General features: G+C 67.9%; 22 protein-coding genes. 6 read left to right on the top strand and 16 right to left on the bottom strand.

Annotated features, from left to right (window positions below; translation table 11 throughout):
- Positions 1-9 precede the first annotated feature (9 nt).
- Complete coding sequence (locus tag HIV01_RS12960) at positions 10-1347, top strand: DUF58 domain-containing protein (RefSeq protein WP_207526957.1); 1338 nt, start codon at positions 10-12, stop codon at positions 1345-1347.
- Positions 1348-1420: 73 nt separating this feature from the next.
- Here the strand turns inward: HIV01_RS12960 and HIV01_RS12955 are convergent, their stop codons facing one another.
- The 4 genes from HIV01_RS12955 to aroE form a co-directional block, all read right to left on the bottom strand.
- Positions 1421-1789: a hypothetical protein gene (locus HIV01_RS12955; RefSeq protein ID WP_200607718.1), complete on the bottom strand. Its 369-nt coding sequence runs from the start codon at positions 1787-1789 to the stop codon at positions 1421-1423.
- A 137-nt stretch (positions 1790-1926) separates the two neighbouring features.
- Positions 1927-2742: a carboxylesterase family protein gene (locus HIV01_RS12950; RefSeq protein WP_200607716.1), complete on the bottom strand. Its 816-nt coding sequence runs from the start codon at positions 2740-2742 to the stop codon at positions 1927-1929.
- Between the two features lie 56 nt (positions 2743-2798).
- Positions 2799-3053: a YkgJ family cysteine cluster protein gene (locus HIV01_RS12945; RefSeq protein ID WP_200607714.1), complete on the bottom strand. Its 255-nt coding sequence runs from the start codon at positions 3051-3053 to the stop codon at positions 2799-2801.
- 24 nt (positions 3054-3077) lie between these two features.
- Entirely contained in the window at positions 3078-3920 is an 843-nt protein-coding gene (aroE, locus tag HIV01_RS12940; protein ID WP_200608537.1) for a shikimate dehydrogenase, read from the bottom strand.
- 80 nt (positions 3921-4000) lie between these two features.
- Between aroE and HIV01_RS12935 the strand changes: the two genes are divergently transcribed.
- Positions 4001-4915, top strand: a complete 915-nt coding sequence (locus tag HIV01_RS12935; RefSeq protein ID WP_425600232.1) for a TolB family protein — start codon at positions 4001-4003, stop codon at positions 4913-4915.
- An 11-nt stretch (positions 4916-4926) separates the two neighbouring features.
- Here the strand turns inward: HIV01_RS12935 and hemB are convergent, their stop codons facing one another.
- From hemB to HIV01_RS12905, 6 genes are all read right to left on the bottom strand, one after another.
- Positions 4927-5919 (bottom strand): porphobilinogen synthase, encoded by a 993-nt coding sequence (hemB, locus tag HIV01_RS12930; RefSeq protein WP_200607712.1) that lies wholly within the window; start codon positions 5917-5919, stop codon positions 4927-4929.
- Positions 5920-5992: 73 nt separating this feature from the next.
- Positions 5993-7036, bottom strand: a complete 1044-nt coding sequence (locus HIV01_RS12925) for a sulfate/molybdate ABC transporter ATP-binding protein (protein WP_200608534.1) — start codon at positions 7034-7036, stop codon at positions 5993-5995.
- Positions 7037-7247: 211 nt separating this feature from the next.
- Positions 7248-8126, bottom strand: a complete 879-nt coding sequence (gene cysW, locus HIV01_RS12920; protein WP_245156800.1) for a sulfate ABC transporter permease subunit CysW — start codon at positions 8124-8126, stop codon at positions 7248-7250.
- Entirely contained in the window at positions 8098-8970 is an 873-nt protein-coding gene (gene cysT / locus HIV01_RS12915) for a sulfate ABC transporter permease subunit CysT (RefSeq protein ID WP_200607709.1), read from the bottom strand. Before cysT ends, cysW begins: the two co-directional genes overlap by 29 nt.
- Before the next feature lie 8 nt (positions 8971-8978).
- A complete protein-coding gene (locus tag HIV01_RS12910; RefSeq protein WP_200607707.1) occupies positions 8979-10004 on the bottom strand; it encodes a sulfate ABC transporter substrate-binding protein in 1026 nt (341 codons plus the stop codon).
- A 19-nt stretch (positions 10005-10023) separates the two neighbouring features.
- Positions 10024-11478 (bottom strand): OprO/OprP family phosphate-selective porin, encoded by a 1455-nt coding sequence (locus HIV01_RS12905; RefSeq protein WP_200607706.1) that lies wholly within the window; start codon positions 11476-11478, stop codon positions 10024-10026.
- Positions 11479-11764: 286 nt separating this feature from the next.
- On the opposite strand from HIV01_RS12905, the gene HIV01_RS12900 reads away from it, so the two are divergent.
- Positions 11765-12469, top strand: coding sequence for a response regulator transcription factor (locus HIV01_RS12900; protein ID WP_200607704.1), 705 nt, complete (start codon positions 11765-11767; stop codon positions 12467-12469).
- A 96-nt stretch (positions 12470-12565) separates the two neighbouring features.
- Positions 12566-14449: a YadA family autotransporter adhesin gene (locus tag HIV01_RS12895; RefSeq protein ID WP_200607702.1), complete on the top strand. Its 1884-nt coding sequence runs from the start codon at positions 12566-12568 to the stop codon at positions 14447-14449.
- Between the two features lie 64 nt (positions 14450-14513).
- Here HIV01_RS12895 and HIV01_RS12890 read toward each other — a convergent pair whose 3' ends face one another.
- The 3 genes from HIV01_RS12890 to HIV01_RS12880 form a co-directional block, all read right to left on the bottom strand.
- Positions 14514-14762: a hypothetical protein gene (locus HIV01_RS12890; RefSeq protein ID WP_200607701.1), complete on the bottom strand. Its 249-nt coding sequence runs from the start codon at positions 14760-14762 to the stop codon at positions 14514-14516.
- An 86-nt stretch (positions 14763-14848) separates the two neighbouring features.
- Positions 14849-15841: a chorismate transformation FkbO/Hyg5 family protein gene (locus HIV01_RS12885; protein WP_200608532.1), complete on the bottom strand. Its 993-nt coding sequence runs from the start codon at positions 15839-15841 to the stop codon at positions 14849-14851.
- Positions 15842-15855: 14 nt separating this feature from the next.
- Positions 15856-17220: an NAD(P)/FAD-dependent oxidoreductase gene (locus HIV01_RS12880; protein WP_425600281.1), complete on the bottom strand. Its 1365-nt coding sequence runs from the start codon at positions 17218-17220 to the stop codon at positions 15856-15858.
- 199 nt (positions 17221-17419) lie between these two features.
- Here HIV01_RS12880 and HIV01_RS12875 point away from each other — a divergent pair, with 199 nt between their 5' ends.
- Complete coding sequence (locus HIV01_RS12875; protein WP_200607697.1) at positions 17420-17689, top strand: phosphopantetheine-binding protein; 270 nt, start codon at positions 17420-17422, stop codon at positions 17687-17689.
- Between the two features lie 10 nt (positions 17690-17699).
- Positions 17700-18392: a COG4648 family protein gene (locus HIV01_RS12870; protein ID WP_200607695.1), complete on the top strand. Its 693-nt coding sequence runs from the start codon at positions 17700-17702 to the stop codon at positions 18390-18392.
- A gap of 1 nt (position 18393) precedes the next feature.
- On the opposite strand, the gene HIV01_RS12865 is transcribed toward HIV01_RS12870, so the two are convergent.
- The 3 genes from HIV01_RS12865 to HIV01_RS12855 form a co-directional block, all read right to left on the bottom strand.
- Positions 18394-18558 carry a hypothetical protein gene (locus HIV01_RS12865; RefSeq protein WP_200607693.1) on the bottom strand — a complete coding sequence of 55 codons (165 nt, stop codon included), beginning with the start codon at positions 18556-18558 and terminating at the stop codon, positions 18394-18396.
- 15 nt (positions 18559-18573) lie between these two features.
- Positions 18574-22713, bottom strand: a complete 4140-nt coding sequence (locus HIV01_RS12860) for a transporter substrate-binding domain-containing protein (RefSeq protein WP_200607692.1) — start codon at positions 22711-22713, stop codon at positions 18574-18576.
- A gap of 218 nt (positions 22714-22931) precedes the next feature.
- Positions 22932-23573: a response regulator gene (locus HIV01_RS12855; RefSeq protein WP_200607690.1), complete on the bottom strand. Its 642-nt coding sequence runs from the start codon at positions 23571-23573 to the stop codon at positions 22932-22934.
- Positions 23574-23622 lie beyond the last annotated feature (49 nt).

The raw sequence follows: 23622 nt of genomic DNA, 5'->3' as shown, positions 1-23622 counted from the left end.
GGGAGCGACATGGCTGACGACGTCGCCGTGCGCCGCTCGCTGCCACGCCCCGCACCGGCGATGCTGTGGCTGCTGGTGCTGTGGGCCGCGCTTGGCGTCGCGGTCGCGTTCAAGCTTGCGCCGCTGCAGGCGTGGTCCGCGGCCGGGCTGGGGTTGCTGCTGCTGGTCCTGTTCGATGCCGCCCGGGTGCTGCAACGCCCCACGCCGCGCGTGCAGCGCAGGATTCCCGACACCTGTGGCCGATCGGCATCGAGCGTCCGGTCACCCTGGGACCTGGAAAGCGATGCGCATCGCCAGCGCCTGGACGTGTTCGATCTGCACCCGGGCGGCTGGCGCATGCACGGGCTGCCGCGTCGCCTGCAGTTGCGTCCCGGCGAGGCGGCCTCGTTCGACTACCACCTGAGCGCCAGCGCGCGTGGCGATTTCCGCTTCGAGGGCGTGCAGCTTCGCCTGCACTCGCCGTTGCGGCTGTGGTGGCACTCGCGCGTGGCAGGAGTGGAACAGGCGGTACGCGTGTTCCCCAACTTCGCGCCGCTCGCGCGCTTTGCGATGTTCAGTGCCGACCAGGCATCGCGCCTGGTTGGCGCGCACCTGCGCCGGCGTCGCGGCGAAGGCACCGACTTCCATCAGATGCGCGAGTACCGCATCGGCGACAGCATGCGCCAGATCGACTGGAAGGCGACCGCGCGTGCCCGCCGCCTGATCTCGCGCGAATACCAGGACGAGAAGAACCAGCAGCTGGTGCTGCTGCTCGACACCGGCCGCCGCCTGCTGGCGCGCGACGGCGAGATGGCCCATTTCGACCACGTGCTCGATGCCTCGCTGGTGGTCGCTTACCTGGCGCTGCGCCAGGGCGATGCGGTCGGCCTGCTCGCCAGCGGCGGCGCCAGCTGCTGGGTGCCACCGCGCCGCGGTGTCGGCGCCATCGACGAGCTGCTGCGCGCCAGCTACGCGCTGCAGCCGCAGCCGGTGGCCACCGACTTCCTCGCCGCGGCCACCGAGTTGTCGCTGCGCCAGCGCCGGCGTTCGCTGGTGATGATGGTGACCAACCTGCGCGACGAGGACATGGACGACGTGCTCGCCGCCGTGCAGATGCTGCGCAAGCGGCATCTGGTTTGCGTGGCGAGCCTGCGCGAAGGGTCGCTCGACAGCGCCCTGGGCGAAACCGTGCAGGACCTGTCGCAGGCGATCCGCGCCGGTGCCACCGCGCAGTACCTCGAGCAGCGCAATGCCGCGCACGAGGCGCTGCGCAATCACGGCGTGATGGTGCTGGACGTGGCCTGCGACAAGCTCGCCGCGTCACTGGTGGAGAAGTACCTGTCGGTCAAGCGCGACGGGTTGTTGTAGCGCCGTCGCGCGTGGCCCGGTCAGGGAGCAGGCGATGACCCGACCTGCTCCCTCGTGACCTGCTGTTTCAGACTTACGCGGCTTCGTGCTGGCTCTGCGGCCAACCATCGCCCAGCGATTCCGACAGACGCTTTTCCGGCACCCACTCGCCAAGCGAATACTTGATGATGTAGATGCCCATGACGGTGCCGATCGGAATCACCAGCATCGTCACCGCGCCCAGTACCAGCGATGCGGTACGTCCCCTGCACGCATCGACACTTCCTGCGACCACGAAGTGTGCGGCCGCAAGAATGGCCAACGGCGCGGCGATCATCGCGATCACCATGGCCGGATTGTTGCTGACTGCTGCGTAGATGAAGATCGCCGCGATCACCATGACGACGCAGTAGATGCCCGCGATCATCCGGTGTGCGTGTGCTGCCTTGACGTGACTTGCCATGCCTTCCCCCTGAGATAGTCCCCACTACCCAAAGCCCGGCTGGTCCGATGTTTCCCCACCCGGTCCCCGCAAGCAGCCTATGGCAGTTCGGGCGATGCGGCAAACGCGAGGCGGGACGGGATTGGCGCACTCCCTATTCAGCGTCGGCGGCGGGAGAACAACCAGTCGCGCCACCAGTCGCCCGGATAGATGTCGGCCGGCAAGCGGTGGTCGAGCCCGTCGTACTCGCGCAGGCGGACCTTGTCGCCGCCCTTGGCACGGATCGCGGCGACGAAGCGGCGGTCGGCGTCGATCGGGTTCTCCGTGTCGGCATTGCCATGGATCACCCAGGCCGGCATGCCGAGCAGCGCCGCTGCCGAGTCGTCGGCCGGAGCGATACCGGACACCGGCACGATCGCGGCGAACAGCTTCGGTCGTGCGGCCGCGGCAAGCCACGTGGCCGAGCCACCCATCGAGAAACCAACCGCGTAGATGCGCTGGCGGTCGACCGGATGATGCGAGGCAAAGTCCTCGACCAGGTCGAGTGCCGTCGACAGCGACGGCGACGCGACCGCCGATTGCGGATGCGTCGGCGAATCGTAGTTGGCGCTGCGCTGTTCGAACTGCGGCACCAGCACGTAGGCGCGATAGCGGCGGCGCACGTCGGGCATCGCCCAGCTCAACGGCAGGCGCTCGATCTGCGCGGCGTTGTCGCTGCCGATGCCGCCTGACGAGTGCAGTTGCAGCACCAGCGGATAACGCTGACCCGGCCTGGGATCGAGCGGAGCCAGCAGCCGGTAGCGCATGCGCGTGCCATCGCCGGCGACGAACTCGCCGTGCTCGAAGTCCGCGACATTGGCCGCAGCGAAGGCGCCGCGATCGATGGCGCCGACATCGCGGATGAGTTCGTCGCCGTTGCCGGCCTGGGTCGTGAGGGGGAGAAGCGAGAGCAGAAGCGCGGCGAGAAGCTTCATGGGGCACAGGGCGACGAGGGAGTCATAGCGTAGCCGTTGCGATGCCCGCTGCGAGGTCACGGACGGGTCAATCGCTCCAGTTCGGACAACTCCGCCATCGCCTCGTCGCGATCGTTCCCGCACATGTCCTGCGTCGGCCGCAACGATGCGCAGAACGCCGGACGCTCGGGACGACCAAACAACCGGCAGCGCAGGTCGTCATCGAGTTGCACGCACGGCATCCCGGCCGGCTTGCCGTGCGGCATGCCGGGAATCGGCGAGGTGATTGAAGGCGCGATGCAGCACGCGCCGCAGTGGGCGCGGCAATCCATCTGTTGAACCGTATGTCGTCGCGATCAGTCCGCGGTGACCAGCACTGCGCGATGTTCGCGCAGGAATTCGAAGCACGGGTCGGTATCGGGCCGCACGCCGTGCCAGCGCTGGAAGCTTTCGGCGGCCTGCTCGACCAGCATGCCCAGGCCATCGATGCGGTCGTGCGCACCGGCCGCATGCGCCCACGCCAGGAAAGGAATCGCCACTTCGCCGTAGCTCAGGTCCACCGCCGCGGTGCGCGGGCCGGCCAGTGCAACGGGCAGCGTCGGCAGGGCGGCATCGCGCGCGGCCGAGGTGGCATTGATGATCAGGTCGAACATGCCCAGCGAACTGACGTCGCTGAAGTAGCGCGGGTGCACGCGGCCGGGCTGGGCCAGCACGTCGGCCAGCGCGTCGGCGCGTTCGGGCGTGCGGTTGATGATGAAGAGGTCGCCGATGCCGGCGTCGAGCAGCGCCGGTGCCACGCCACGCGCGGCGCCACCGGCGCCCAGCAGCAGGGTGCGGCGCGAACGCAGGTCGAGACCGTGGCGCTCGGTGAGGTCGCGGACCAGGCCGACGCCGTCGGTGTTGTCACCTTCCCAGCCGGTGGCGGAGCGGATCAGCGTGTTGACCGCGCCGGCGCGGCGCGCGCGCTCGGTCAGCGTGGTGCAACTGGATGCCGCGCGGGTCTTGTGTGGCAGGGTGACGTTGGCGCCCAGGCCGCCCTCGGCCGCGAATTCCGCCAACAGCGCGTCGAAGTGCTCCGGCGCGGCGTCGAGCGCGATGTATTCCAGCGCGATGCCGGTCTGCTTGCCGAACGCCGCATGGATCTTCGGCGACAGCGAGTGCGCCACCGGATGGCCGATGACTGCGAAGCGCTTGACGATGGCGGGATTTGCGACAGAGGCGAAATTGGACACGGGCACCCTCGCTTAGACTTGCGGCCACAGACACAGGAGAACGTTCCATGCGACGTGCAGCGGCCTTGCAGGGCTTGAGTCTACTCCCCGCCTTGGCGCTGGGCGCCTGGTTCATGTCCGGTCCGGCGGCGGCCTTCCTGTCCGAATTCGGTATCGAAGGCATGGGCGTGGTATCGACCAAAGCCAGCGAAGTGCGTGCAAGCGTCAGCCCGGATGGCAAGCGTATCGTCTGGGGCAGCACGGACCGTGAAGGCGGCCCCGGCGGCCGCGATCTGTGGCAGGCCACGCTGAAGGACGGCCGCTGGCAGGACGCCACGCCGCTGCCGATCAATTCAGCCTCGAAGGACTACGACCCGCTGTTCAGTGCCGACGGCCGCTGGCTGTACTTCTTCTCCGACCGTCCCGGTGGCGTGGGCGGGGATGACCTGTACCGGGCGGCGGTGCTGGCCGGTGGCGGCTTCGGCAAGCCGGAGAATCTTGGCCCCGGCGTCAACACGCGCGGCAACGAATGGGCGCCGACCCCCAGCCGCGACGGTCGCCACCTGCTGTTCGCCAGTGACGGCCGCGGCGGTGCCGGCCGCCAGGACCTGTTCGTGGCGCGCTGGGACGGCAATGCGTTCAGCGATGCGAAGCCGTTGCCGGGCGTGAATACCTCCGGCGATGAACTCGATCCGGCCTGGCTCGGCGATGGCGAGGCGATCGTCTTCACACGCTCGAAGAACGTGAACGACCAGCCGGTGCGGCTGTTCGTCGCCCAGTGCGATGGCAAGCGTTACGACGACGCGGAGCCGCTCAAGCTCTCGTTCAATACCGAAGACGGCATCACCTTCGGCCCGGCGCTGGACTGGAACAAACCGGGCGAGCTGCTGGTGACCGGCACGGCGAAGTCGCCGAAGGCGGGCAAGTACGACATCTACCGGATGAAGGCCCCGGCGGTTACGGGGAAAACGGGCTGCTTCTAGGAGCCAATTGCTCAGCCCATCTCGCGCAACCAGCGTGCCGCATCCAGTGCGTAGTACGTCAGCACGCCATCGGCACCGGCGCGCTTGAACGCGAGCAGCGCTTCCAGCGCGGTGGCGCGCTCATCGAGCCAGCCGTTCTGCGCGGCCGCCTTCAACATCGCGTACTCGCCGCTGACCTGGTAGACGTAGGTCGGGACGCGGAACTCGTCCTTCACACGGCGCACGATGTCCAGGTACGGCATGCCCGGCTTGACCATGACCATGTCGGCGCCTTCGGCCAGGTCGAGCGCGACTTCCTGCAGCGCCTCGTCGGCGTTGGCCGGGTCCATCTGGTAGGTGTACTTGTTGCCCTTGCCCAGCGCCGCGGCCGAACCGACCGCGCTGCGGAACGGGCCGTAGAACGCGCTCGCGTACTTGGCGCTGTAAGCCAGGATGCGGGTGTTGACCAGGCCAGCCTCTTCCAGCGCACCGCGCACCGCGCCGATGCGGCCGTCCATCATGTCGCTCGGCGCGACCACGTCGGCGCCGGCGTGAGCGTGCGACAGCGCCTGCTTCACCAGTGCATCGACGGTCTGGTCGTTGAGGATGTAGCCGCTGTCGTCGATCAGGCCGTCCTGGCCGTGGGTGGTGTAAGGGTCGAGGGCGACGTCGGTGATCACGCCCAGTTCCGGGAAGCGCTGCTTGAGCGCACGCACGGCGCGCTGGACGATGCCGTCATCGCTCCAGGCGATCGCGCCGTCGGCGGTCTTGCCGTCGGAGGGCACGCCGAACAGCGTGATCGCGGGGACGCGCAGTTCGACGGCCTGCTCGGCTTCGCGCAGCAGTTCGTCGATCGACAACCGCGACACGCCGGGCATCGAGGCGACCGGCTCGCGGCCGTCGCGTTCGTGCACGAACACGGGGTAGATCAGGTCGTTGGTCGTCAGGACCGACTCGCGCATCAGGCGGCGCGAGAACTCATCGCGGCGCATCCGCCGCGGGCGTACGTAGGGGTAGCTGCTCATGGCGCGGCATTGTACGCCCCGGGAAAGGGGCGTCCGGTGCGGGATATGTCGGGATGGCCGGTCCTGATGGTGGTTACGCCGCAAACACCCGGTACCGCAACGGCTCCAGCCCGATCGTGCTGCCCGGCGCCGGCGTGGTCACGCCCGGCGAGGCGACGAAATCCAGTTCCAGCGGCCGCGATTGCCCCTCTACGGCCAGCTCCAGGGTGATCCGGTCGGCCAGGCGGTGGGCGGCGATGACGAGCGCGGCGATGCCGGCTTCCGGCGTGGCCGGGGCGATGTCGTGCGGCCGCGCGTACAACCGTGCCGGGCCGTCGGCCACGTCGGGCGCCGCCAGCGCGATGGCATGGCCGGCGATGCGGAACTGGCCCTGCTCGACGCGTCCCTCGAGCACGTTGGCCCGACCGATGAAATCGAACACGTAGTCCGATGCCGGGGAGGAGTAGATCTCGTCGGGTGTGCCGACCTGTTCGATGCGGCCATCGCGAAGCACGACGATCCGGTCGGCCAGCTCCAGCGCTTCCTCCTGGTCGTGGGTGACGAACAGCGTGGTCTGGCCGGTGCGCTCGTGCAGTTGCCGCAGCCAGCGCCGCAGCTCGACGCGGACCTTGGCATCGAGGGCGCCGAACGGTTCATCGAGCAGCAGCACGGTCGGATCGATCGCCAGCGCACGCGCCAATGCCACGCGCTGCTTCTGGCCACCCGACAACTGCTCCGGGTAACGCCCGCCGAACTCCGGCAGCTGGATCAGGCCCAGCAGTTCCTCGACCCGGCGCGCAATCGTCGCCTTGTCCGGCCGGCGCTTGCGTGGACGGCTGCGCAGGCCGAAGGCGATGTTCTCGGCCACAGTCATGTGCTTGAACAACGCGTAGTGCTGGAACACGAAGCCGACATTCCGCTCGCGCAGGCTCAGCCGCGTGGCATCGTCCGCGCCGAACAGCACGCGGCCTTCGTCCGGATGCAGCAGGCCGGCGATCACGCGCAACAGCGTGGTCTTGCCCGAACCCGACGGACCCAGCAGCGCGACCAGCTCGCCCGCGGCCACGTCGAGGTCGACCCGATCGAGCGCGGCAACGCCGGAATAGCGTTTTCCAAGCTGGCGGATGTGCAGATCCATGCCGCTCCGTGCCGGGTGGGGCCGGCGGTTGGGTGGGGCGGACACGAGCGTGGCAGAGTCCGCGGCCGCGGTCACCTCCGCAGCCGGCGCGGGACCGCGCCGCCAGCCGGTGCCCGGGGCGCCGATCTCGGCGCCACCGATGCCTGCTGCGCCGATGTCGACGGCATCGATAGGGGGTACGGACACGGGGGCCTCGGTCGCGTGGACGCGGTCAATGTCGACGATGGGATTGCGCAAGGGCGTCGCCATGGCGTGCCTCCAGCCAGAACTTCAGGACAAGGGTGATCAGGGCCAGTCCGGCCAGCAGCGACGCGGCGGCGAACGCCGCGGTGCTGTCGAACTCGTTGTAGAGGATCTCGATATGCAGCGGCAGCGTGTTGGTCAGGCCGCGGATGTGGCCCGACACCACCGACACCGCGCCGAACTCGCCCATCGCCCGCGCCGCGCACAGCAGCACGCCGTACAGCAGGCCCCACTTGATGTTGGGCAGCGTGACCCGGCGGAACATGGTCCAACTGCCGGCACCGAGCGAGCGTGCGGCCAGTTCCTCGTCCGCGCCCTGCTGCTGCATCAGCGGGATCAGCTCGCGCACGACGAACGGGAAGGTGATGAACAACGTCGCCAGGACGATGCCCGGGCGCGCGAACAGGATCTTGATGTCGTGTTGCTGCAACAGCTCGGCAAACCAGCCCTGCGAACCGAACAGCAGCACCAGGCACAGGCCGGCCACCACCGGCGACACCGCGAACGGCAGGTCGATCAGCGACAGCAGCAACTGCTTGCCGCGAAACTCGAAGCGCGTGACGGCCCACGCGGTGAGCATGCCGAACACCGCGTTGACCGGAACGACTATTGCGACGGTGAACAAGGTCAGCTTCAACGCGGACAACGCATCGGGTTCGGTCAATGAAGCGAACCAGACGCCGATGCCCTTGGCGAACGCGGCGCCCAGCACCATCAGCAGCGGCATCACCACCAGCGCGGCCATCACCAGCACGGCCAGGACGATCAGCGTCCAGCGCAGCCATGCCGGTTCCTGGAGATCGTTGCGGGGGCGGCTGCTACTCACGACGCCGGCTCCTCTTCTCATGTGCGAACAACGACGGGATCGCATTGATCGCCAGCAGGCACACGAACGACGCCGCCAGCAGCAGCGCTGCGATCGCAACCGCGCCCGGATAGTCGTACTCCTCCAGACGGATGGTGATCAGCAGCGGTGCGATCTCGGTCTTGTAGGGCAGGTTGCCGGCGATGAAGATCACCGAGCCGTACTCGCCCAGTGCGCGCGCGAACGCCAGCGAGAAGCCGGTCAGCAGTGCCGGCAGCAACTCCGGCAGCACCACGCGGCGCAGCGTGGTCACGCGTGAGGCGCCCAGCGATGCGGCTGCTTCTTCCTGCTCGTGCCCGAGGGCTTCGAGCACCGGCTGCACCGTGCGCACTGCGAACGGCAGGCCGATGAACACCAGCGCGATCACGATGCCGATCGGGGTGTAGGCGATCTTCACGCCCAGCGGTTCGAGCCAGCGGCCGACCCAGCCGTTGGCCGAGTAGATCGCCGTCAGCGAGATGCCGGCCACGGCGGTCGGCAGCGCGAACGGCAGATCGACCAGCGCATCGAGCAGGCGCCGGCCGGGGAAGCGGTAGCGCACGATCACCCAGGCCACCAGCGCGCCGGCGAACGAAGCCGCCACCGCGGCGACGAATGCCGCGCCGAAGCTCAGCTTCAGCGAGGCCTGCACGCGCGGGTCCTGGATCGCGCGCAGCCAGCCGTCGAGACCGAGCCCGGCCGCGCGGATCGCCAGCGCCGCCAGCGGCAGCAGCACCACCACGCTCAGCCACGCCAGCCCCAGTCCCAGGCTCAGGCCAAAGCCGGGCAACGGCTGGCGAAAGCGCGGGATCTTCAGGCGTGGCAGCGAGAGGGCGTGACTAGACATTCACCGCATCACTTCGGCTGATAGATCTTGTCGAAGAAGCCACCGTCGGCGAAATGCTCCGCCTGCGCCTTCTTCCAGCCGCCGAACGCACCGTCGATCGTGACCTGCTTCACCTGCGGGAACCGCGCCAGCTCGGCCGCCGGCACCTTGTCCGGCTCGGCCGGGCGATAGCCGTGCTTGGCCGCCAGGCGCTGCCCTTCCGGCGTGTACAAATAGCGCAGGTACGCTTCGGCCTGCTTGCGCGTGCCGTGGCGGTCGATGTTCTTGTCGACCCATGCCACCGGCGGTTCGGCCTTGATGCTCAGGCTCGGGATGACGACCTCGAACTTGTCGCGGGTGTCGGCCTCAGACAGCGTCAGCAGGGCCTCGTTCTCCCACGCCAGCAGCACATCGCCGATGCCGCGCTCGACGAAGGTGGTGGTCGCGCCGCGCGCACCGGTGTCCAGCACCGGCACGTTCTTGAACAGGCGCGTCAGGAAATCGACCACCTTGCCGCCGTCGCGATACTCCTGCGATGCCCAGGCCCACGCCGCCAGGTAGTTCCAGCGCGCACCGCCGGAAGTCTTCGGGTTGGGCGTGATCACGGCCACGCCCGGCTTGACCAGGTCGCTCCAGTCGCGGATCTGCTTGGGGTTGCCCTTGCGCACCAGGAACACGATCGTCGAGGTGTACGGCGCGCTGTTGTGCGGCAGGCGCGTCTGCCAGTTCGCCGGCAGCAGCTTGCCATTGGTGGCGATCGCATCGATGTCGGCGGCCAGCGCGAGGGTGACCACGTCGGCCTCCAGTCCGTCGATCACCGAGCGCGCCTGCTTGCCGGAACCGCCGTGCGAGGCGCGGATCTTCAGCGTCTCGCCGGTCTGCTGCTTCCACTGCGCGGCGAAGCTCTGGTTGACCTCGGCGTAGAACTCGCGGGTCGGATCGTAGGAGACGTTGAGCAGTTCCACGTCCTTCGCCGCGGCGGTTCCGCCGGCCAGTGCGAGTGCGAAACCAAGGGCGAGGCTGCGAAGAAGTGTGCTGCGTGGAGTACGGGTCATGGCACTTTCCTGGGGAAGGTCAGAACGAGAACTGCGCGCGAGTGAAGAAGGCTTTTTCGTCTTCGCGGTCGGCGCCGGCAGGCGCACCACCCTCGAAGTTGGTCTGCGTGTAGTTGGCTACCAGCTTGAAGTTGCTGTTGAGGTACCAGTTGACGCCCACGCCCCACGCCTTGGCGTTGCGCGCGGCGACGGCGGGGTCGGCGAACACCGGGAACGCATCGTCGTCGATGTCCAGTTCGCCGTAACGCGCCACCAGCTCCCAGGCACCCCAGCCTGCACTGCCGACTGTAAAAGGATGGTTAGGCCGTGTTACGCCCTTGTATCCGGCGTCCTCTCCGGTGAGGACATAGCCGGCGCTGAGCTGCCAGGCGCTGTTGTCGATCGTCTCGCGCGCGCCGGTGGCCGGCAGTCGAATGTCCTGGCTCGAGTTGATGTACTCACCGAGCAGGCCGAAGGCGTTGCGGTAGTAGTAGGCCTGCGGCGACCAGCGGGTGTTCTCGCCATCGGCGGCAACGGCGGCACGGTAGTTGAAGAACTGCACCTGCCCCGAGGAGCGGTAGCGCGGCAGGAAGTTGCTGCCGACACCTTCCTTGTCGCCGGTGCTGCCGGCGATGCCGAAGCCAAGGCCAGCCAGTGCATTGCCATCGTTCTTCCACGGCTCGACGAACACGCGTGCGGCCACTTCGAAGTCGTTGTCCGGGTTGGTGGTGGAGCCGTCGCGGCCATCCACCGCGCCGTTGTAGACACCCAGTGCGTAGCTGACCGTGGACTTCGCCAGCTCGCCCTGCAGTTGCACGCCGATATCGCGGCCGGGTGCCAGCTCGCCGGGCAGGCCAAGCTCGACTTGCGCGGTGGAACCACTGGACTGCAAGCGCTCGAGCCCGACCGGGGCCTTGGTCTTGCCGATGCGCACCGTCGCGCGCGGATCGAACTTGAGGTCGAGGTAGACATCGCTGGTGGTCGCGCTGTCACCGGCCAGCTGCGCGGTGACGCGGAATCCGATCAGCGAGCCCCACGTGCCCTCGATGGTCGGTTCGATCCGGCGCATCAGGAAGGTGTCGTTCTGCGGGTACTGGTCGTCGTCGAAGTAGAAGCGGCCATCGCCCTGCACCAGGCCCTTGAACTTCACTTCGATATCGCCCGGCGGCGGCGATTTCACCGACAGGCCCTTGCTGGCACTGAGGCTGACAGTCGGGGTGCTGGCGGCGCGGGTGGCGGCCTCTTCCGACTGCAGCTCGAGCTTGCGTTCGATCACGCGCAGGCGCTGGTCGAGGTCGCTCAGTCCGGCGGCATTGTCGGCGGTCGCCGTCGCGGCCGGGGCGGTACCCAGGCGCTGCTCGATGGCCTGCAGACGGCGGGCGAGTTCTTCGACGGTCGGCGGCGCGCTCTGCGCCTGCGCGGGCGCGACCAGCGCGCAGGCCAGCGCGCCGCTCAGCCAGGCCACGGGGGACGACGTTCGGTGCGGGGTCGGCATCGCCGGCTCCTATTCAGGTATGGGGAAGGGGCAGCTTAAGGATGCCGCGTCCGGCAGGCACCCATGGGGCGACTGTCGCCGGGCCGCAGCAGAGAGGGAAAAGGTTTTGCGTCACCTGCTCATGCCGAAGAGGCATATGGGCGGACCCGGTTCCGTGTCCGGGCGCCCGCTGGCTGTACCGATTCCTTGCCGGCATCCGGGCGTCAGATTGTTCCCATAGACGGTGACCGGGGGCGCTTCCTAGCATCGCCCGCGGCTTTCGCGGCCGGATGGGGAAGCAGGATCAATGAAGGGAACGGCCGATACCGCAAGTGCGTTGCGCATTGCTTTGCTCGAAGGCGACTCCGTGTCGCGGGAACGTGTCCTGCGACCGGGCCTGGCGGCCTTCGGCTTCGCCGTGAGCACATTCGCAACGGCGGCATCGCTACGCGCGCAGTTGCAGCTGGAAACATTTCAGATTGCGCTGATCGGCAGCCAGGCCGTCGACGGCGATGGACCGCGGCTCGTCGGCGAGATTCGCAATGGTTTTCCGCGCATGGGCATCGTGCTTCTCGTTGCTCGTGGAAGCGCGGAAAAACTGCGGGGCCTGCACCATGGTGCCGATGCCTGCCTTGCCGAGCCGGTCGAGATCGAACTGCTTGCGGCCAGCCTGCGCAGCCTCGCGCGCAGGCTCATCCCTGCATCGCCACTGGAGTCGAAGCGATGGCTCGTCAACGAGGACGCATGTTGCCTGGTATCGCCGTCGGGCGAGGTCGTGGCACTGACCGAGGCGGAGCGACGCGTGGTGGTCCGGTTGGCGGCGACGCCGGGGCAGGTGGTCACACGCGAGGAACTTATCTCGGTACTGACCAGCAACGTGTACGACTTCGATACGCATCGACTGGATTCGCTGATCTATCGCCTGCGCCGCAAGGTGGCGAGGGCCTGTGGCCAGTCGATGCCGCTCAACGCAGTGCACGGGCAGGGCTACGTCTTCATCGACGTGCAGTGAGTATTGGTGAGAACTCGTGATTGCCTGAGCGTGACGATGCTGCAGGCACAACCCTAGGCTTCGCCTCATTCGTGACCTCACCTGGGAGTTGTGTACATGAGCAAGATCAACAGCCGTCGGAACAACTGGCCGGCGCTCAATTCGATTGCACTGTCGGTGGGGCTGGCGCTGCTGTCGCCGGCGGCGTTCGCGGCAGACAGCATTGCGATAGGCACCGGTAGCCAAGCGCCGATCGACGCCGCCATCGCGATTGGCTACGATTCGAAATCGCTCGGTACCGACACCATTGCCATCGGCACTCTGGCCGAAGCTTCGAACGATTCCAGCATGGCCTTGGGAGTCAGCAGCGAGGCTACAGGCGATTTCAGCATTGCACTGGGACCTGTGAGCACGGCCAGTGGCGAAGCCAGCATTGCCATCGGCATGTACAGCCAGGCGACGGCAGATTCGAGCGTGGCATTGGGCGACCATTCCATCGCCGACCGCGCCAACTCGGTCTCGGTGGGCGCGGCTGGCGCCGAGCGCCAGATCACCAACGTCGCCGCCGGCACGCAGGCCACCGATGCGGTCAACCTCTCCCAGCTCAACGACTTGCAGGCCAGCGTCGACGACAACTCGCGCTACTTCAAGGCCGGCGGCGTGAACGATGGTTCCGATGACGCAGCGGTAAGCGGTGTGCAGTCCGTGGCGATCGGTGCCAATGCCATCGGTGCGGACAATCTCGCGGTCGCAGTCGGCGCCGGTTCGATGAGCAGCCAGGCAAGCGTGGCCGCCGGTGCAGCCAGCTTGGCCGCGGGCGAAAGCAGCGTGGCCGTTGGTTCCTATAGCGAGGCTGCCACCGAAGGCAGCGTTGCAGTCGGTGCCGACAGCCATGCGCTGGCCGACAACAGCGTGGCCTTGGGTCTGCAGTCCGTGGCCGATCGCGCCAACACGGTCTCGGTAGGCGCGGCTGGCGCCGAGCGCCAGATCACCAACGTCGCCGCCGGCAGCGAAGACACCGACGCGGTCAACGTCGCCCAACTCAAGCAGGCGGGACTGGTCGATGGCACCGGCACGAGTCTCGACGCGGTGGTGTACGACGCCGGTTCCGCCAAGGGCCAGGTCACGCTGGGCGGCGGGGTCGCCGGCACGCTGGTGACCAACGTCCGCGACGGCGCGATCGCCAGCGGCAGCCGCGATGCGGTCAACGGTGGCCAGATCGCGGCGCTGCGCGACAGCCTCAACGGCGCCATCAGCAACATCGACAACCGTGTCACCACGATCGAAGCCAATGGCGGTGGCAAGGGTGCACCGGACTTCGTTGCCGCCAACGGCACGCCGACGCCAGCGGCGGTCCCGGCCAACGCCGGCAGCACGCCGGGCGTGGCCCTGGGTTACAACACCGACGCCAGCGGAGCAGGTGCTTCGGCCATCGGCGACAGCGCCAAGGCCGCCGGCAGCGATGCCGTGGCGATCGGCAACAAGGCCAGCGCCGCGGCCAGCAATTCGGTGGCACTGGGCAACAACTCGGTGGCCGATCGCGCCAACGCCGTGTCGGTGGGTTCGGCCGGCCATGAGCGCCAGGTGACCAACGTCGCCGCCGGCGTGAATGCAACCGATGCCGTCAACGTTCAGCAGCTGAAGGCCGGCAACGCGCAGACGCTGTCGTCGGCCAATGCCTACACCGACAGTCGCTTCCAGGGGTTGAGCGACGAGTTCTCCGGGCTGCGTGACGACGTGGGCTATCGCCTGGGCAAGCTCGACGATCGCATCGACCGCCAGGGCGCAATGAACTCGGCGATGATGAACATGGCGATCAACGCCGCCCACAGCCGCAGCCCGCGTGGACGCATCGGCGTCGGCGCCGGCTGGCAGAACGGTGAGAGCGCGCTGTCGCTCGGTTACTCCAAGGAGATCAACGACCGCGCCTCGATCAGCATCGGCGGTGCCTTCAGCAGCGGCGACCAGTCGGCAGGCATTGGCTTCGGCATCGACCTGTAAGCGATCGGCAAGACTGAAAAAGAACAAGGGCCGCGCCTGTGCGCGGCCCTTGCCTGCTTCAACTTCAGATGATTCCGCCGCCCATGCCGAGGCGGACGATGCCGACGATGATCACGATGCCGTTGAGGACCAGGCCGGTCTTGGCGCGACCGCGATTGCCGGGGCTGGTGAACAGGATGCCGATCGCGGCAATGATCGCGCCGACCGCGGCGAAGGGAATCGAGAACCAGTTGCCCCATCCAAGGAACGGAATGAGGGCGATCACCATCCAGATCATGGCGACGATGCCCCAGATCACGCTGATCAAACCCATTGCGGTGTCTCCCCAGTCAGGTAGTGACTGTCTTGCTCGCACGATAGCCGGGCCGGGGCACAACGCAAGTGACGGACGTAGTCCCGTCAGGCGTGTACGCCGTCGATCTCCACGCGCAGTTCGCGCCGGCACACCGCCGCGTGCAGCAGGATGCGCGGAACATCCGGACCCAGGCGCGCGTCCAGCTCGGCTGCCACGGCGTCCATCTCGTCGAGCTGGCGCACGTACACCTTCAGCCGCGAGTGCGGGCCGAACTGCGCCGGCAGCGTCGATCGTTGCGCGCGTGCGGCGCTCAGCAGGCTGTCGAAGTTGGCCAGGGTTTCGTCGAGCTGGGTCACCACCGAATCGATGTGGCGCGACTCGTGGCCGACGATGGCAGCGGTGCCCGACAGCAGCAGCGGCATCGCGCCGTCGGCCGGCGGCAGCATCGCGCGGGCGAAACTCGGCGGCTGCGGGCCGTATTGACGCGGGTAGCGGTAGGCACTGATCTGGCGCGGGTTCTCCAGCGGCGTGCCCGGCACGCGCGCGGCCAGCCAGTACACCTGCAGGCGACGCTCGCTGTCGACGCGTCCGATGGCGGTTGCCGCCGGCAGCGACGCAGGGTCGACCGGGCCAAGGCCCCGGGCGCGACCGACGCAGAACTGGCGGTAGCGCTCTTCGTCGCCCTCGCCGTGGGTGATGCCGTCAAGGTAGTTCCACACCCGCAGCAGGTGCGGGTAGCCGCGTTGCAGCAGGAACTCGGACAGTCGCGCGTACAGTCGGTCGGACGTCGCCTCGATGTCGCTCATGCCATCGGGACCGGCCGCTTCGTCCAGCTCGATCGCGCCGAACTGCAGCGCGCCGTCCTCGGCCCAGGCGACATCGCCGTCGCGGCCGCGGATGACCGGGCCACTGCCGCGCCAGACTTCAAAAGGTGCCGGACCGTGCGGCTGCAGCGCGACGCGCAGGTAGCGCGGGTCGTCATGGTGCGCGGCATGGGTGCCGAAGCCGATCACCGCCAGGGTGTTGTTGTCGTCCAGCAACGCCTGCGGGTCGGATGCGTCGACGTAGTCCACCGCCAGGTGCGGCGGCTGCAACATGGGGCGTACGGCGCTCACGGCTGCAGGTCTCCGCTACCGGGCTGCAGCGTGTCGCGACCGCCGCCGAGGCCGACGTCGACGCCGACCTGGCGACGTCGTCGCAGCCAGCCGCGCAGCGCTTCGGGCGCCATGCTCAGTGCCGTCATCGCATAGATGAAGCGGAACACGCGCAACCGGCGCAGCACCGCCGGGTTGTCGAACACGTCGCCGGCCAGCATCGAGATCACCGCCTGTTCGACCTGCCAGTGATTGCGCGGGTGGTTGAACAGGTGGCGCATCACCGGCGTGGTGAAGCGATAGATGAACCACTGGAAATGCTTGAGACCGCGCTTGAGTCGCTTGCTCATCGCGCGCTGCAGCGACGCCTCGCGGGACGGATCGCGCAGGGCGCCATCGACCACCTGAGCGGCCTGCTCGGCGCTGTTCATGCCCAGGTAGACGCCGGAGGAGAACACCGGATCGACGAAGGCGTAGGCATCGCCGACCATGACCCAGCCCGGGCCGTGCATCTGCGTGCAGGTGTAGGAGTAGTTGCCGGTGACGTGCACCGGCGCGATGCGCTTTGCATTGCGCATGCGCTTCCACACCGACGGTTCGGACTCCAGCGCCTTCATCAGGAACGCTTCGGTCTCGCCGCGGCGCTGCTTGAGGAACTCGGGGAAGCAGACCGCGCCGACGCTCATCACGCCCTCGCGCAGCGGGATCAGCCACATCCAGCCGTGGGCGAAGCGCTGCACGGTGATGTTGCCGGCGTCATCGCCGGGGCGGCGCTCGACATCGCTGAAATGGCTGAAGATCGCCGCCGACTGGTGCAGCAGGTTCTTCCTCTTGAGTTTGAGCTGGCTGCCGAAGAAGGCATCGCGGCCGCTGCCGTCAACGATGTAGCGCGGCTTGATCGTGATCGCGTTGCCATCGGCATCGCGCGCGTGCACCAGCTGCGGGCGGCCATCGGCGGCGAACTCGACGCGCTCGACGCGGTGCCGCTCGCGCGCATCCACGCCATTGGCCTGCGAGTGCCGGAACAGCACCTCGTCGAACTCCTCGCGCTTGACCTGGTAGGCGTAGCCGAACTGCGGGTTCAGCGCACGCTCGAAGCGGAAGGTGTTGTAGTTGTCGGCGTCGATCGGGAACTCGGCGCCCGGCTTGAAGGTGCCGATCGCCTTGACCTGGTCGAGCACGCCCAGGCGCTCGAGGATTGGCAGGTTCATCGGCAGCAGCGACTCGCCGATGTGGAAGCGCGGGTGGCGGTCCTTCTCCAGCAGCAGCACGCGACAGCCGCGACGGGCCAGCAGGGTGGCGGCGGTGGTGCCGGCCGGGCCGCCGCCGATCACCAGTACGTCGGTGTCGATCGGATCCGGATGGGGGCGCTGCGCATTCAGGTCCGCGGCCGCGGTGGCGTCGGCCGGTGCGGGGGCAGGTGCGGTTTCGGTCATGTGCGAATGATACGGGATGGCCGGCCCCCCTCTCCCGGGCGCCATGGGCGGCCGGGAGAGGGGGGCCGGTTGCGCACAGCGCCGCGATGCCGGATCGTTGCGCCCCTTGATCGTCCTTTGCCCCATCGCCCTTTGGAACTACCCGATGTCTGAACAAAGCCCCGTCGAACGCGAGCTGGCGCAGCTGCTGGTCGAAAGCCTGAACCTCGAGGACGTGGCACCGGAGCAGATCGAGCCGGAAGCGGCGCTGTTCGGCGAAGGCCTGGGCCTGGATTCGATCGATGCCCTGGAACTGGCGCTGGCGATCTCCAAGCGCTACGGCTTCCAGCTGCGCTCGGACAGCGACGAGAACCGGCGCATCTTCGCTTCGCTGCGCGCGCTGGCCGCGCACATCGAGCAGCACAAGACCGCCTGAGCCCCATCCTTTGAACCCCGCCGCACTGCTGCCGCTGATCCTGGCGGTCGCCTACCCGTTGCTCGCCCACTGGGCCAGCGAAGACGGTGGCGGCGCGTCGGCGGCGATCGCACTGGCCGACCTGGTGGTGCTGGTGCTGGCCGTGCCGATGCTCGAACGCCGCGCCTGGGCCTGGGCGCTGGCGCTGCTGCTGGGCGCCGGACTGGTCTGGCTGGCCGGCACGCCATACCCGCAACTATTGCTGCTGGCGCCACCGATGCTGTTCGTCGGGCTGGTCGCATGGCTGTTCGGCCGCAGCCTGGTCGCGCCGCGCGAGGCGCTGATCACGAAGATAGTTGCAGCGATGGAACGCACCGTGCCGGCCGCGCTGGCACCGGATCTTTACCGCTATTCGCGCCGGCTCACCGCCGCCTGGGCTGCCGTGCTGGCGCTGCTTGCGCTGGCCAATGGCGTGCTGGCCACGATCGCGGTGCCCGGTGGAGTGCTGGCGCGGCTGGGCCACATCCCGGCGGTATCGATCACGCAATCGCAGTGGTCGTTGTTCGCCAACCTGGCCAACTACGGCATCGTCGGCGGCTTCTTCCTGGGCGAGTACGCACTGCGGCGACGCCTGTTCCCGCACCGCCCGTACCGCAACCTGCTGGATTTCCTGCGGCAGATGGCCGCGCTCGGCCCGAAGTTCTGGCGCGATCTGTTCGCCTGAATCACGGCGACGAGTCCGGTCCTTTCGTACCAAGTCCTGCGATCAATCCTTCCAGTCGCCGCAGTTGCTCGTGCACGGCGGCGCGTCGCGCCATCAGTCCAGGTCCGGTTGAATCCTCGGCGGCGGTCGTGCGCAGCGGCTCGATGATGTCCAGACCGCCTTCCATGCGATGCAGCAGCTCCTAGCGCACCCGGTCGTCCTGCGTGTCCAGGCCGTCGTACTCGGCCTCGTCGGCCCGGCACGTGGCCAGCAGCTCGAGCATGAACTCGCGAACGCGTTCGCGGCTGCCGAAGGCCTGGATCAGCGTGGCCAGCCATTGCATCTCCCCGCGCACGTCGACTCGCGGTTCGGCCGGCTGTTCTGCCGGCAGTCCGGCCGGCGGTGGCACCGCATAGGGCGAACCACCAAGGTGGCTGGCGAGCATGGTCGCCAGTGCCTGCAACTGGATGGGCTTGGTCAGGAAATCGTCCATGCCGGCATCGCGGCAGCGCTGGATCTGCTCGGGCAATGCGCTGGCGGAGATGCCGACGATCACCAGGTGTTCGCCCTTGCGCGCGGTCGCGCGTATCCGCCGAGCCAACGCGTAACCGTCCAGGTTCGGCATGTGGCAGTCGCTGATCAACAGGTCGTAATGGTCTTTCGCCAGGGCTTCCAGCGCGAGGTTGCCGTCGGCGACGACGGTGGCGTGGTGGCCCAGCATGTCGAGCTGGCGCGCCACGAGGGCGCGGTTAGTGGGATGGTCGTCGGCGACCAGGATCCTGGCGCAGGACGGCGCAGTCGCGATGGTGAGCGGCGGCAGCGCCTGCGGTGCGGGCGCACCGAAGATCCGGCAGCACGCATCGACGACGTTGCGCCACAGCAGCGGACTGCCGGGCATGCGTATGCCGTTCGGAATCGGTCGCCAGCTGCCGTGTTCGCCGGAGACGACCAGCAGGCGTGGCACGTCGGTCGGGAAATCCGCATGGTCCGCATCACCGGCTGCCGTCACCAGCAGGTCGATGTCGACACCGGACACCTGCGCCCACTCCGAGTGATCGATCTCCACTACCTGCAATCCGAGCGCGGACAGACTGTTGGCCAGTTCGCGCACGCACAGCGCTTGCTGGCCGACCAGTACCGCGACCTTGCCCACCAGTTCCTGCCGCACCGCCACCGGGGCGATCGCGCGCAGCGGCAGCTCCAGCACCGCGCGGGTGCCCTCGCCGGCGATGCTGTGCAAGGTGACGTCGCCGTCCATCATTCGCGCCAGCCGGCGGCTGATGCTCAAGCCCAGGCCGGTGCCGCCGTAGCGCCGCGCGGTGGAGTCCTCCGCCTGGGTGAAGGGCTGGAACAGCCGCGCCAGATTACCGGGTTCGATGCCGATGCCGGTGTCGATGATGCTGAACCTGACGTCCTGCGCGCCGGCACCGACTGCAGCCAGTTCGGCATGCACGGTGACCGTGCCGCGCGCGGTGAACTTGATTGCATTGCTCAGCAGGTTGGTGACGATCTGGCGGATGCGGACGCAATCGCCCTCGTAGGTGCCCGACAGGCGCCAGTCGACGATGCAATGAAGGCCAAGGCCCTTGCCATGCGCGCGTGCACGAAACAGGCCGACGACGCCGTCCAGCAGTTCACGCAGGTCGAACGGCGCGCTCTCGATGCGCAGATGGCCCGATTCGATGCGCGAGAAATCGAGGATGTCGTCGAGGATCTGCAGCAGCGAACGCGCTGAGTCCTGCACCATGCCGGTCATCGCGGCCTGGTCGCGATCCAGCGGCGTGCGCTCGATCAGCTCGACCAGGCCCAGCACGTCGGCCATCGGCGTGCGGATCTCGTGGCTCATCGCCGCCAGGAACGCACTCTTGGCCGCGGTGGCCGCCTCGGCCTGCGACTTGGCAGCGATCAGGTCGGCCGCCTGCTCGTGCAGCAGCGTCGTTTCGATCCAGTAGCCGCTCCATTCGACGCCGCCATCGGGCAGCCGCCGCGGCTGACCGCCTTCCGTGCGCAGCCAGCGCCACTGGCCAATCACTCGCACGCGGAAGTCGAACGCCCGCATCGGCCGCAGCGTCGCCGCCGCCTCGCCAACGTTGGCCGCGACGATGCCCTGGTCGTCGGGATGGACGCGGGCGAACAGTGCCGGCTCATCCGAGGTCAGCTGCTCGGCCGTCATGCCCAGCAGGCTGGCCGAATCGCCGGCGACGTAGGTGAAGCGCCGGCTACCGTCCGGGCCGATGCACAGCCGGAACACGACACCCGGTATGGCCTGCGCAAACTCGGAAAGCCGCTGTTCCGAACTGCGCGCCCTCGCTTCGGCCGCGCGCGCTTCGCTGATGTCGACGAACGTGCCAAGGAGGATGGTCCGCCCGTTGCTCGGATCGCTGAAGGGCAACCGCCAGACGATCGTGCTCTGGACCGACCCGTCCGCTCCCCGTTGTTGCAACTCGCGCCGCGAACCTCGACCGGAAGCGACCACGGCGAGGTCCTCCGCCTGCAGCTGTTCGGCATCGATTCCGGAAAGATGGCGGGTCTGCGGCAACGCCCTGCCCAGCAGCTCCTGGCGCTGGCAGTTCATCTGCTCTTCGTAGGCGCGATTGACGCCGAGGTAGCGCCCTTCGGCGTCCTTGACGAATACCGGGTAGGGGATGATCTCCAGCAGTGCCTCCCGGAATCCCAACTGTGCCGCCAGTTGCTGTTCGGCAGCGCGTTGCGCATTGGCTGCGCGCCGCAACCTCGCGTACGCCGCCAGGACCAGGCCCAGCACGAGCAGCCCGGCGAGTGCGGTGCCAATCACCCATTTCCATGGCACGCCATAGTTGTATTCGCTGGATATCCAGCGGCTGCGAATGCCGGCCCTGGTGCCCTCGTCCAGATGCGAGAGCCTGCGGTCGATCAGCTGCAGCAGCGCGCTGAACTCCGGGCGCGCGCCGATCGCCAGTTCCTGGTCCATCCCGGCCGGACCGACCACCCGAAGCTGCGCGGCGTAGCGGCTGCGGATCAGGCTGTCGATGGCCGGCAGCGTGCCGATGAAGGCATCGGCCTGCCCCCTGGCCACCCTGGACAGCCCGGCCTCGTTGCTGGCCATCGGCAGAAGCTGCGTTCCCGGCAGATTGGCACGGAGCAGCGAGAGCAGCGCCGTCTCCTTGCGAAACGCCACCTGCTTACCAATCAGGTCCTGCAGGCGGGTAATGGGCGGCCCGCCATTACGCGCCACGATCACCTGCGGGAAGTACTCGTAAGGCTGCGCGAACGACATCTCCAGCGGGTCGAAATCGCGCGCCGTGCCGGCCGCGATGAGGTCTATCTCGTGAGAGCGGACCATGCGCTGCAAGCTGTCCCAGTCTTCCGCCGGCACCATCTCCAGCCGCAGTCCAAGCTCACGCTGGACGATGCGCAGGTAGTCGGCCGACAGTCCGGTGAACTCGCCTTCGCCGTCGACGAAGGAATAGGGATGGCGATCCATTTCGTAGCCGACGCGCAAGGTCGGCAGCCCCAGCAACCACGCGCGCTCGTCGGCGCTGGGTTCGCGTGCGCTTCGCGCCTGCACCGCCGCGTCCTCGACCATGCCCCAGCGCAGGCGCAACTGCGTCAGTTCCCGCTCGGTGACGGTGGTCTCGGCCTTGCGAAGGATCCGCAGCAGCGCCGTATTGCCGCGGCGAACCACCGGGGCGATATCGAAGGTGGGCAACGGCAGCGCTGCCAGCAGGACCAGGTCGTCGGTCGGCCGCCGGTCCAGCAGCGCCCGCGTCCGCGCGGCGCCCGTGCCGACGTAGGCGTCGGCCTCGCCGCGGGCGAGCATGTCCAATGCTTCGCGGCCGTCGTTGCAATACAACACGGTGGCTTGCGGATAGCGTTGGGCGACATCATGCGCGGCCGTGCGGAAACGCCGCTCGATGACGATGCGCGCTCGCACCAGGTCGGCATCGCCGCGGATGCGCGCGTCGCCCTTGCGAACGACCAACACCGGACCGACCGTCGCATAGGACTTGAGGAAATCGAAATGGTCGCGCCGTGCTGGTGTTACGCCCTGTGCAGGCAGCAGGTCGAATGCCTTGCCCGCGGAACCATCGAACGCGACCGCACCCCAATCGGTGTAGGGGTGGAACTCCAGACGCAAGCCGGCACGCGCCGCCAACAGGCTTACGTAATCGATGCCGAGCCCTTGTGGTTGTCCTCCGACCCAGGCTTCGGCCGGCATGTGGTCGCCGGCGAAAACTCCCACCTGAACCACACTGTTCGCGCGTCGCCATGCCTCCTCCTCCGGATCGAGCGGAGGGAGCGGGCGTGATTGGCCCAGCGCGGCCTGGAATGCCGCGAACGGCAGCAGGGCGAGCAGCAGCAAGGCCCTCAGCCGTTGCCAGTGAGGGCGTGAGCTGGCGCAACACAGGCGATGCATGTGGATCCAGCAGGTCAGCTTCGGGCGAGTTTCGAGCCTAGGTTACGCGGTCTGACGCGGCATACGACACGTCATAGCAGCAGCTGCTACATGCATTTGCGAGCTGAGTCGGGGTGCCTTGCAAAAACAGCTAGCGGATACTTCCGGTCGATCCGCGGCCTGGCTCAGGAGAGCATCCCGTGGCTGGAGGCGTAGGCGAAGATCTCCACATCCGACTTGATGCCGAGCTTCTCCATGGCCGACAGCTTCTGGTTGCTGATGGTCTTGGAGCTGCGGTTGAGCTGCTGCGAAATGTCCTTGACGCTCATGCCCGAGGCGAACATCCGCAGCACCTCGGTCTCCTTCGGCGACAGCGCTGCCTCGGCAGACGTGGCGAGCGTGGTCTCGGCGCTCTCGAGCAGGCTCATCGCGGCCTTGGCGATGTAGGTGCGCCCGTTGAGCACCGACAGTACCGCTTGCGGCAGCTCGGAAAGGGCGTCGGACTTGTTGATCAAACCGCGCACGCCCGTGTCGCGAATGCTGCGAAGCACCGCAGGATTGGAGATGCGGGTGAGCACGACGACGGCCAGATCGGGCCATTTGCGCCGGATCGTGCCGAGCATCGACAGGCCGTCAGGCACTGCGTTGCCGGGCATGCTGAAGTCGGTGATCAGCAGGTCGCACGGTGTGCTTGCCAGAGTGCGCATCAAGTCCTCCGTCGAGGACGCGACGTGGACGACGCTCGTGGTGCTGTCTTGCTCCAGCAGCTGGCGGACACCGGCGGCAACGATGGGGTGGTCATCGGCCAGAATGACTCGTGCTGGCATGACGGCTTGCTCCTTGCGGGCTGCGAGTGTGCGGCGGGAGTGCGGGAGC

The sequence above is a fragment of the Lysobacter arenosi genome (assembly GCF_016613475.2).
Lineage (GTDB): Bacteria > Pseudomonadota > Gammaproteobacteria > Xanthomonadales > Xanthomonadaceae > Lysobacter_J > Lysobacter_J arenosi.
This window is presented reverse-complemented; position numbering and strand designations above follow the sequence as displayed.

Excerpts from the sequence above, each read along its gene's own strand:
- HIV01_RS12960 (WP_207526957.1), top strand. The coding sequence starts at position 10 with ATGGCTGACGACGTCGCCGTGCGCCGCTCGCTGCCACGCCCCGCACCG.
- HIV01_RS12895 (WP_200607702.1), top strand. The coding sequence starts at position 12,566 with ATGAGCAAGATCAACAGCCGTCGGAACAACTGGCCGGCGCTCAATTCG.
- hemB (WP_200607712.1), bottom strand. The coding sequence starts at position 5,919 with ATGAGCAGCTACCCCTACGTACGCCCGCGGCGGATGCGCCGCGATGAG.
- HIV01_RS12950 (WP_200607716.1), bottom strand. The coding sequence starts at position 2,742 with ATGAAGCTTCTCGCCGCGCTTCTGCTCTCGCTTCTCCCCCTCACGACC.
- HIV01_RS12905 (WP_200607706.1), bottom strand. The coding sequence starts at position 11,478 with ATGCCGACCCCGCACCGAACGTCGTCCCCCGTGGCCTGGCTGAGCGGC.
- HIV01_RS12910 (WP_200607707.1), bottom strand. The coding sequence starts at position 10,004 with ATGACCCGTACTCCACGCAGCACACTTCTTCGCAGCCTCGCCCTTGGT.
- HIV01_RS12855 (WP_200607690.1), bottom strand. The coding sequence starts at position 23,573 with ATGCCAGCACGAGTCATTCTGGCCGATGACCACCCCATCGTTGCCGCC.
- HIV01_RS12935 (WP_425600232.1), top strand. The coding sequence starts at position 4,001 with ATGCGACGTGCAGCGGCCTTGCAGGGCTTGAGTCTACTCCCCGCCTTG.
- HIV01_RS12925 (WP_200608534.1), bottom strand. The coding sequence starts at position 7,036 with ATGGATCTGCACATCCGCCAGCTTGGAAAACGCTATTCCGGCGTTGCC.
- cysW (WP_245156800.1), bottom strand. The coding sequence starts at position 8,126 with ATGAGAAGAGGAGCCGGCGTCGTGAGTAGCAGCCGCCCCCGCAACGAT.
- HIV01_RS12955 (WP_200607718.1), bottom strand. The coding sequence starts at position 1,789 with ATGGCAAGTCACGTCAAGGCAGCACACGCACACCGGATGATCGCGGGC.
- cysT (WP_200607709.1), bottom strand. The coding sequence starts at position 8,970 with ATGTCTAGTCACGCCCTCTCGCTGCCACGCCTGAAGATCCCGCGCTTT.
- HIV01_RS12885 (WP_200608532.1), bottom strand. The coding sequence starts at position 15,841 with ATGTTGCAGCCGCCGCACCTGGCGGTGGACTACGTCGACGCATCCGAC.
- HIV01_RS12890 (WP_200607701.1), bottom strand. The coding sequence starts at position 14,762 with ATGGGTTTGATCAGCGTGATCTGGGGCATCGTCGCCATGATCTGGATG.
- HIV01_RS12875 (WP_200607697.1), top strand. The coding sequence starts at position 17,420 with ATGTCTGAACAAAGCCCCGTCGAACGCGAGCTGGCGCAGCTGCTGGTC.
- HIV01_RS12945 (WP_200607714.1), bottom strand. The coding sequence starts at position 3,053 with ATGGATTGCCGCGCCCACTGCGGCGCGTGCTGCATCGCGCCTTCAATC.
- HIV01_RS12900 (WP_200607704.1), top strand. The coding sequence starts at position 11,765 with ATGAAGGGAACGGCCGATACCGCAAGTGCGTTGCGCATTGCTTTGCTC.
- HIV01_RS12865 (WP_200607693.1), bottom strand. The coding sequence starts at position 18,558 with ATGGAAGGCGGTCTGGACATCATCGAGCCGCTGCGCACGACCGCCGCC.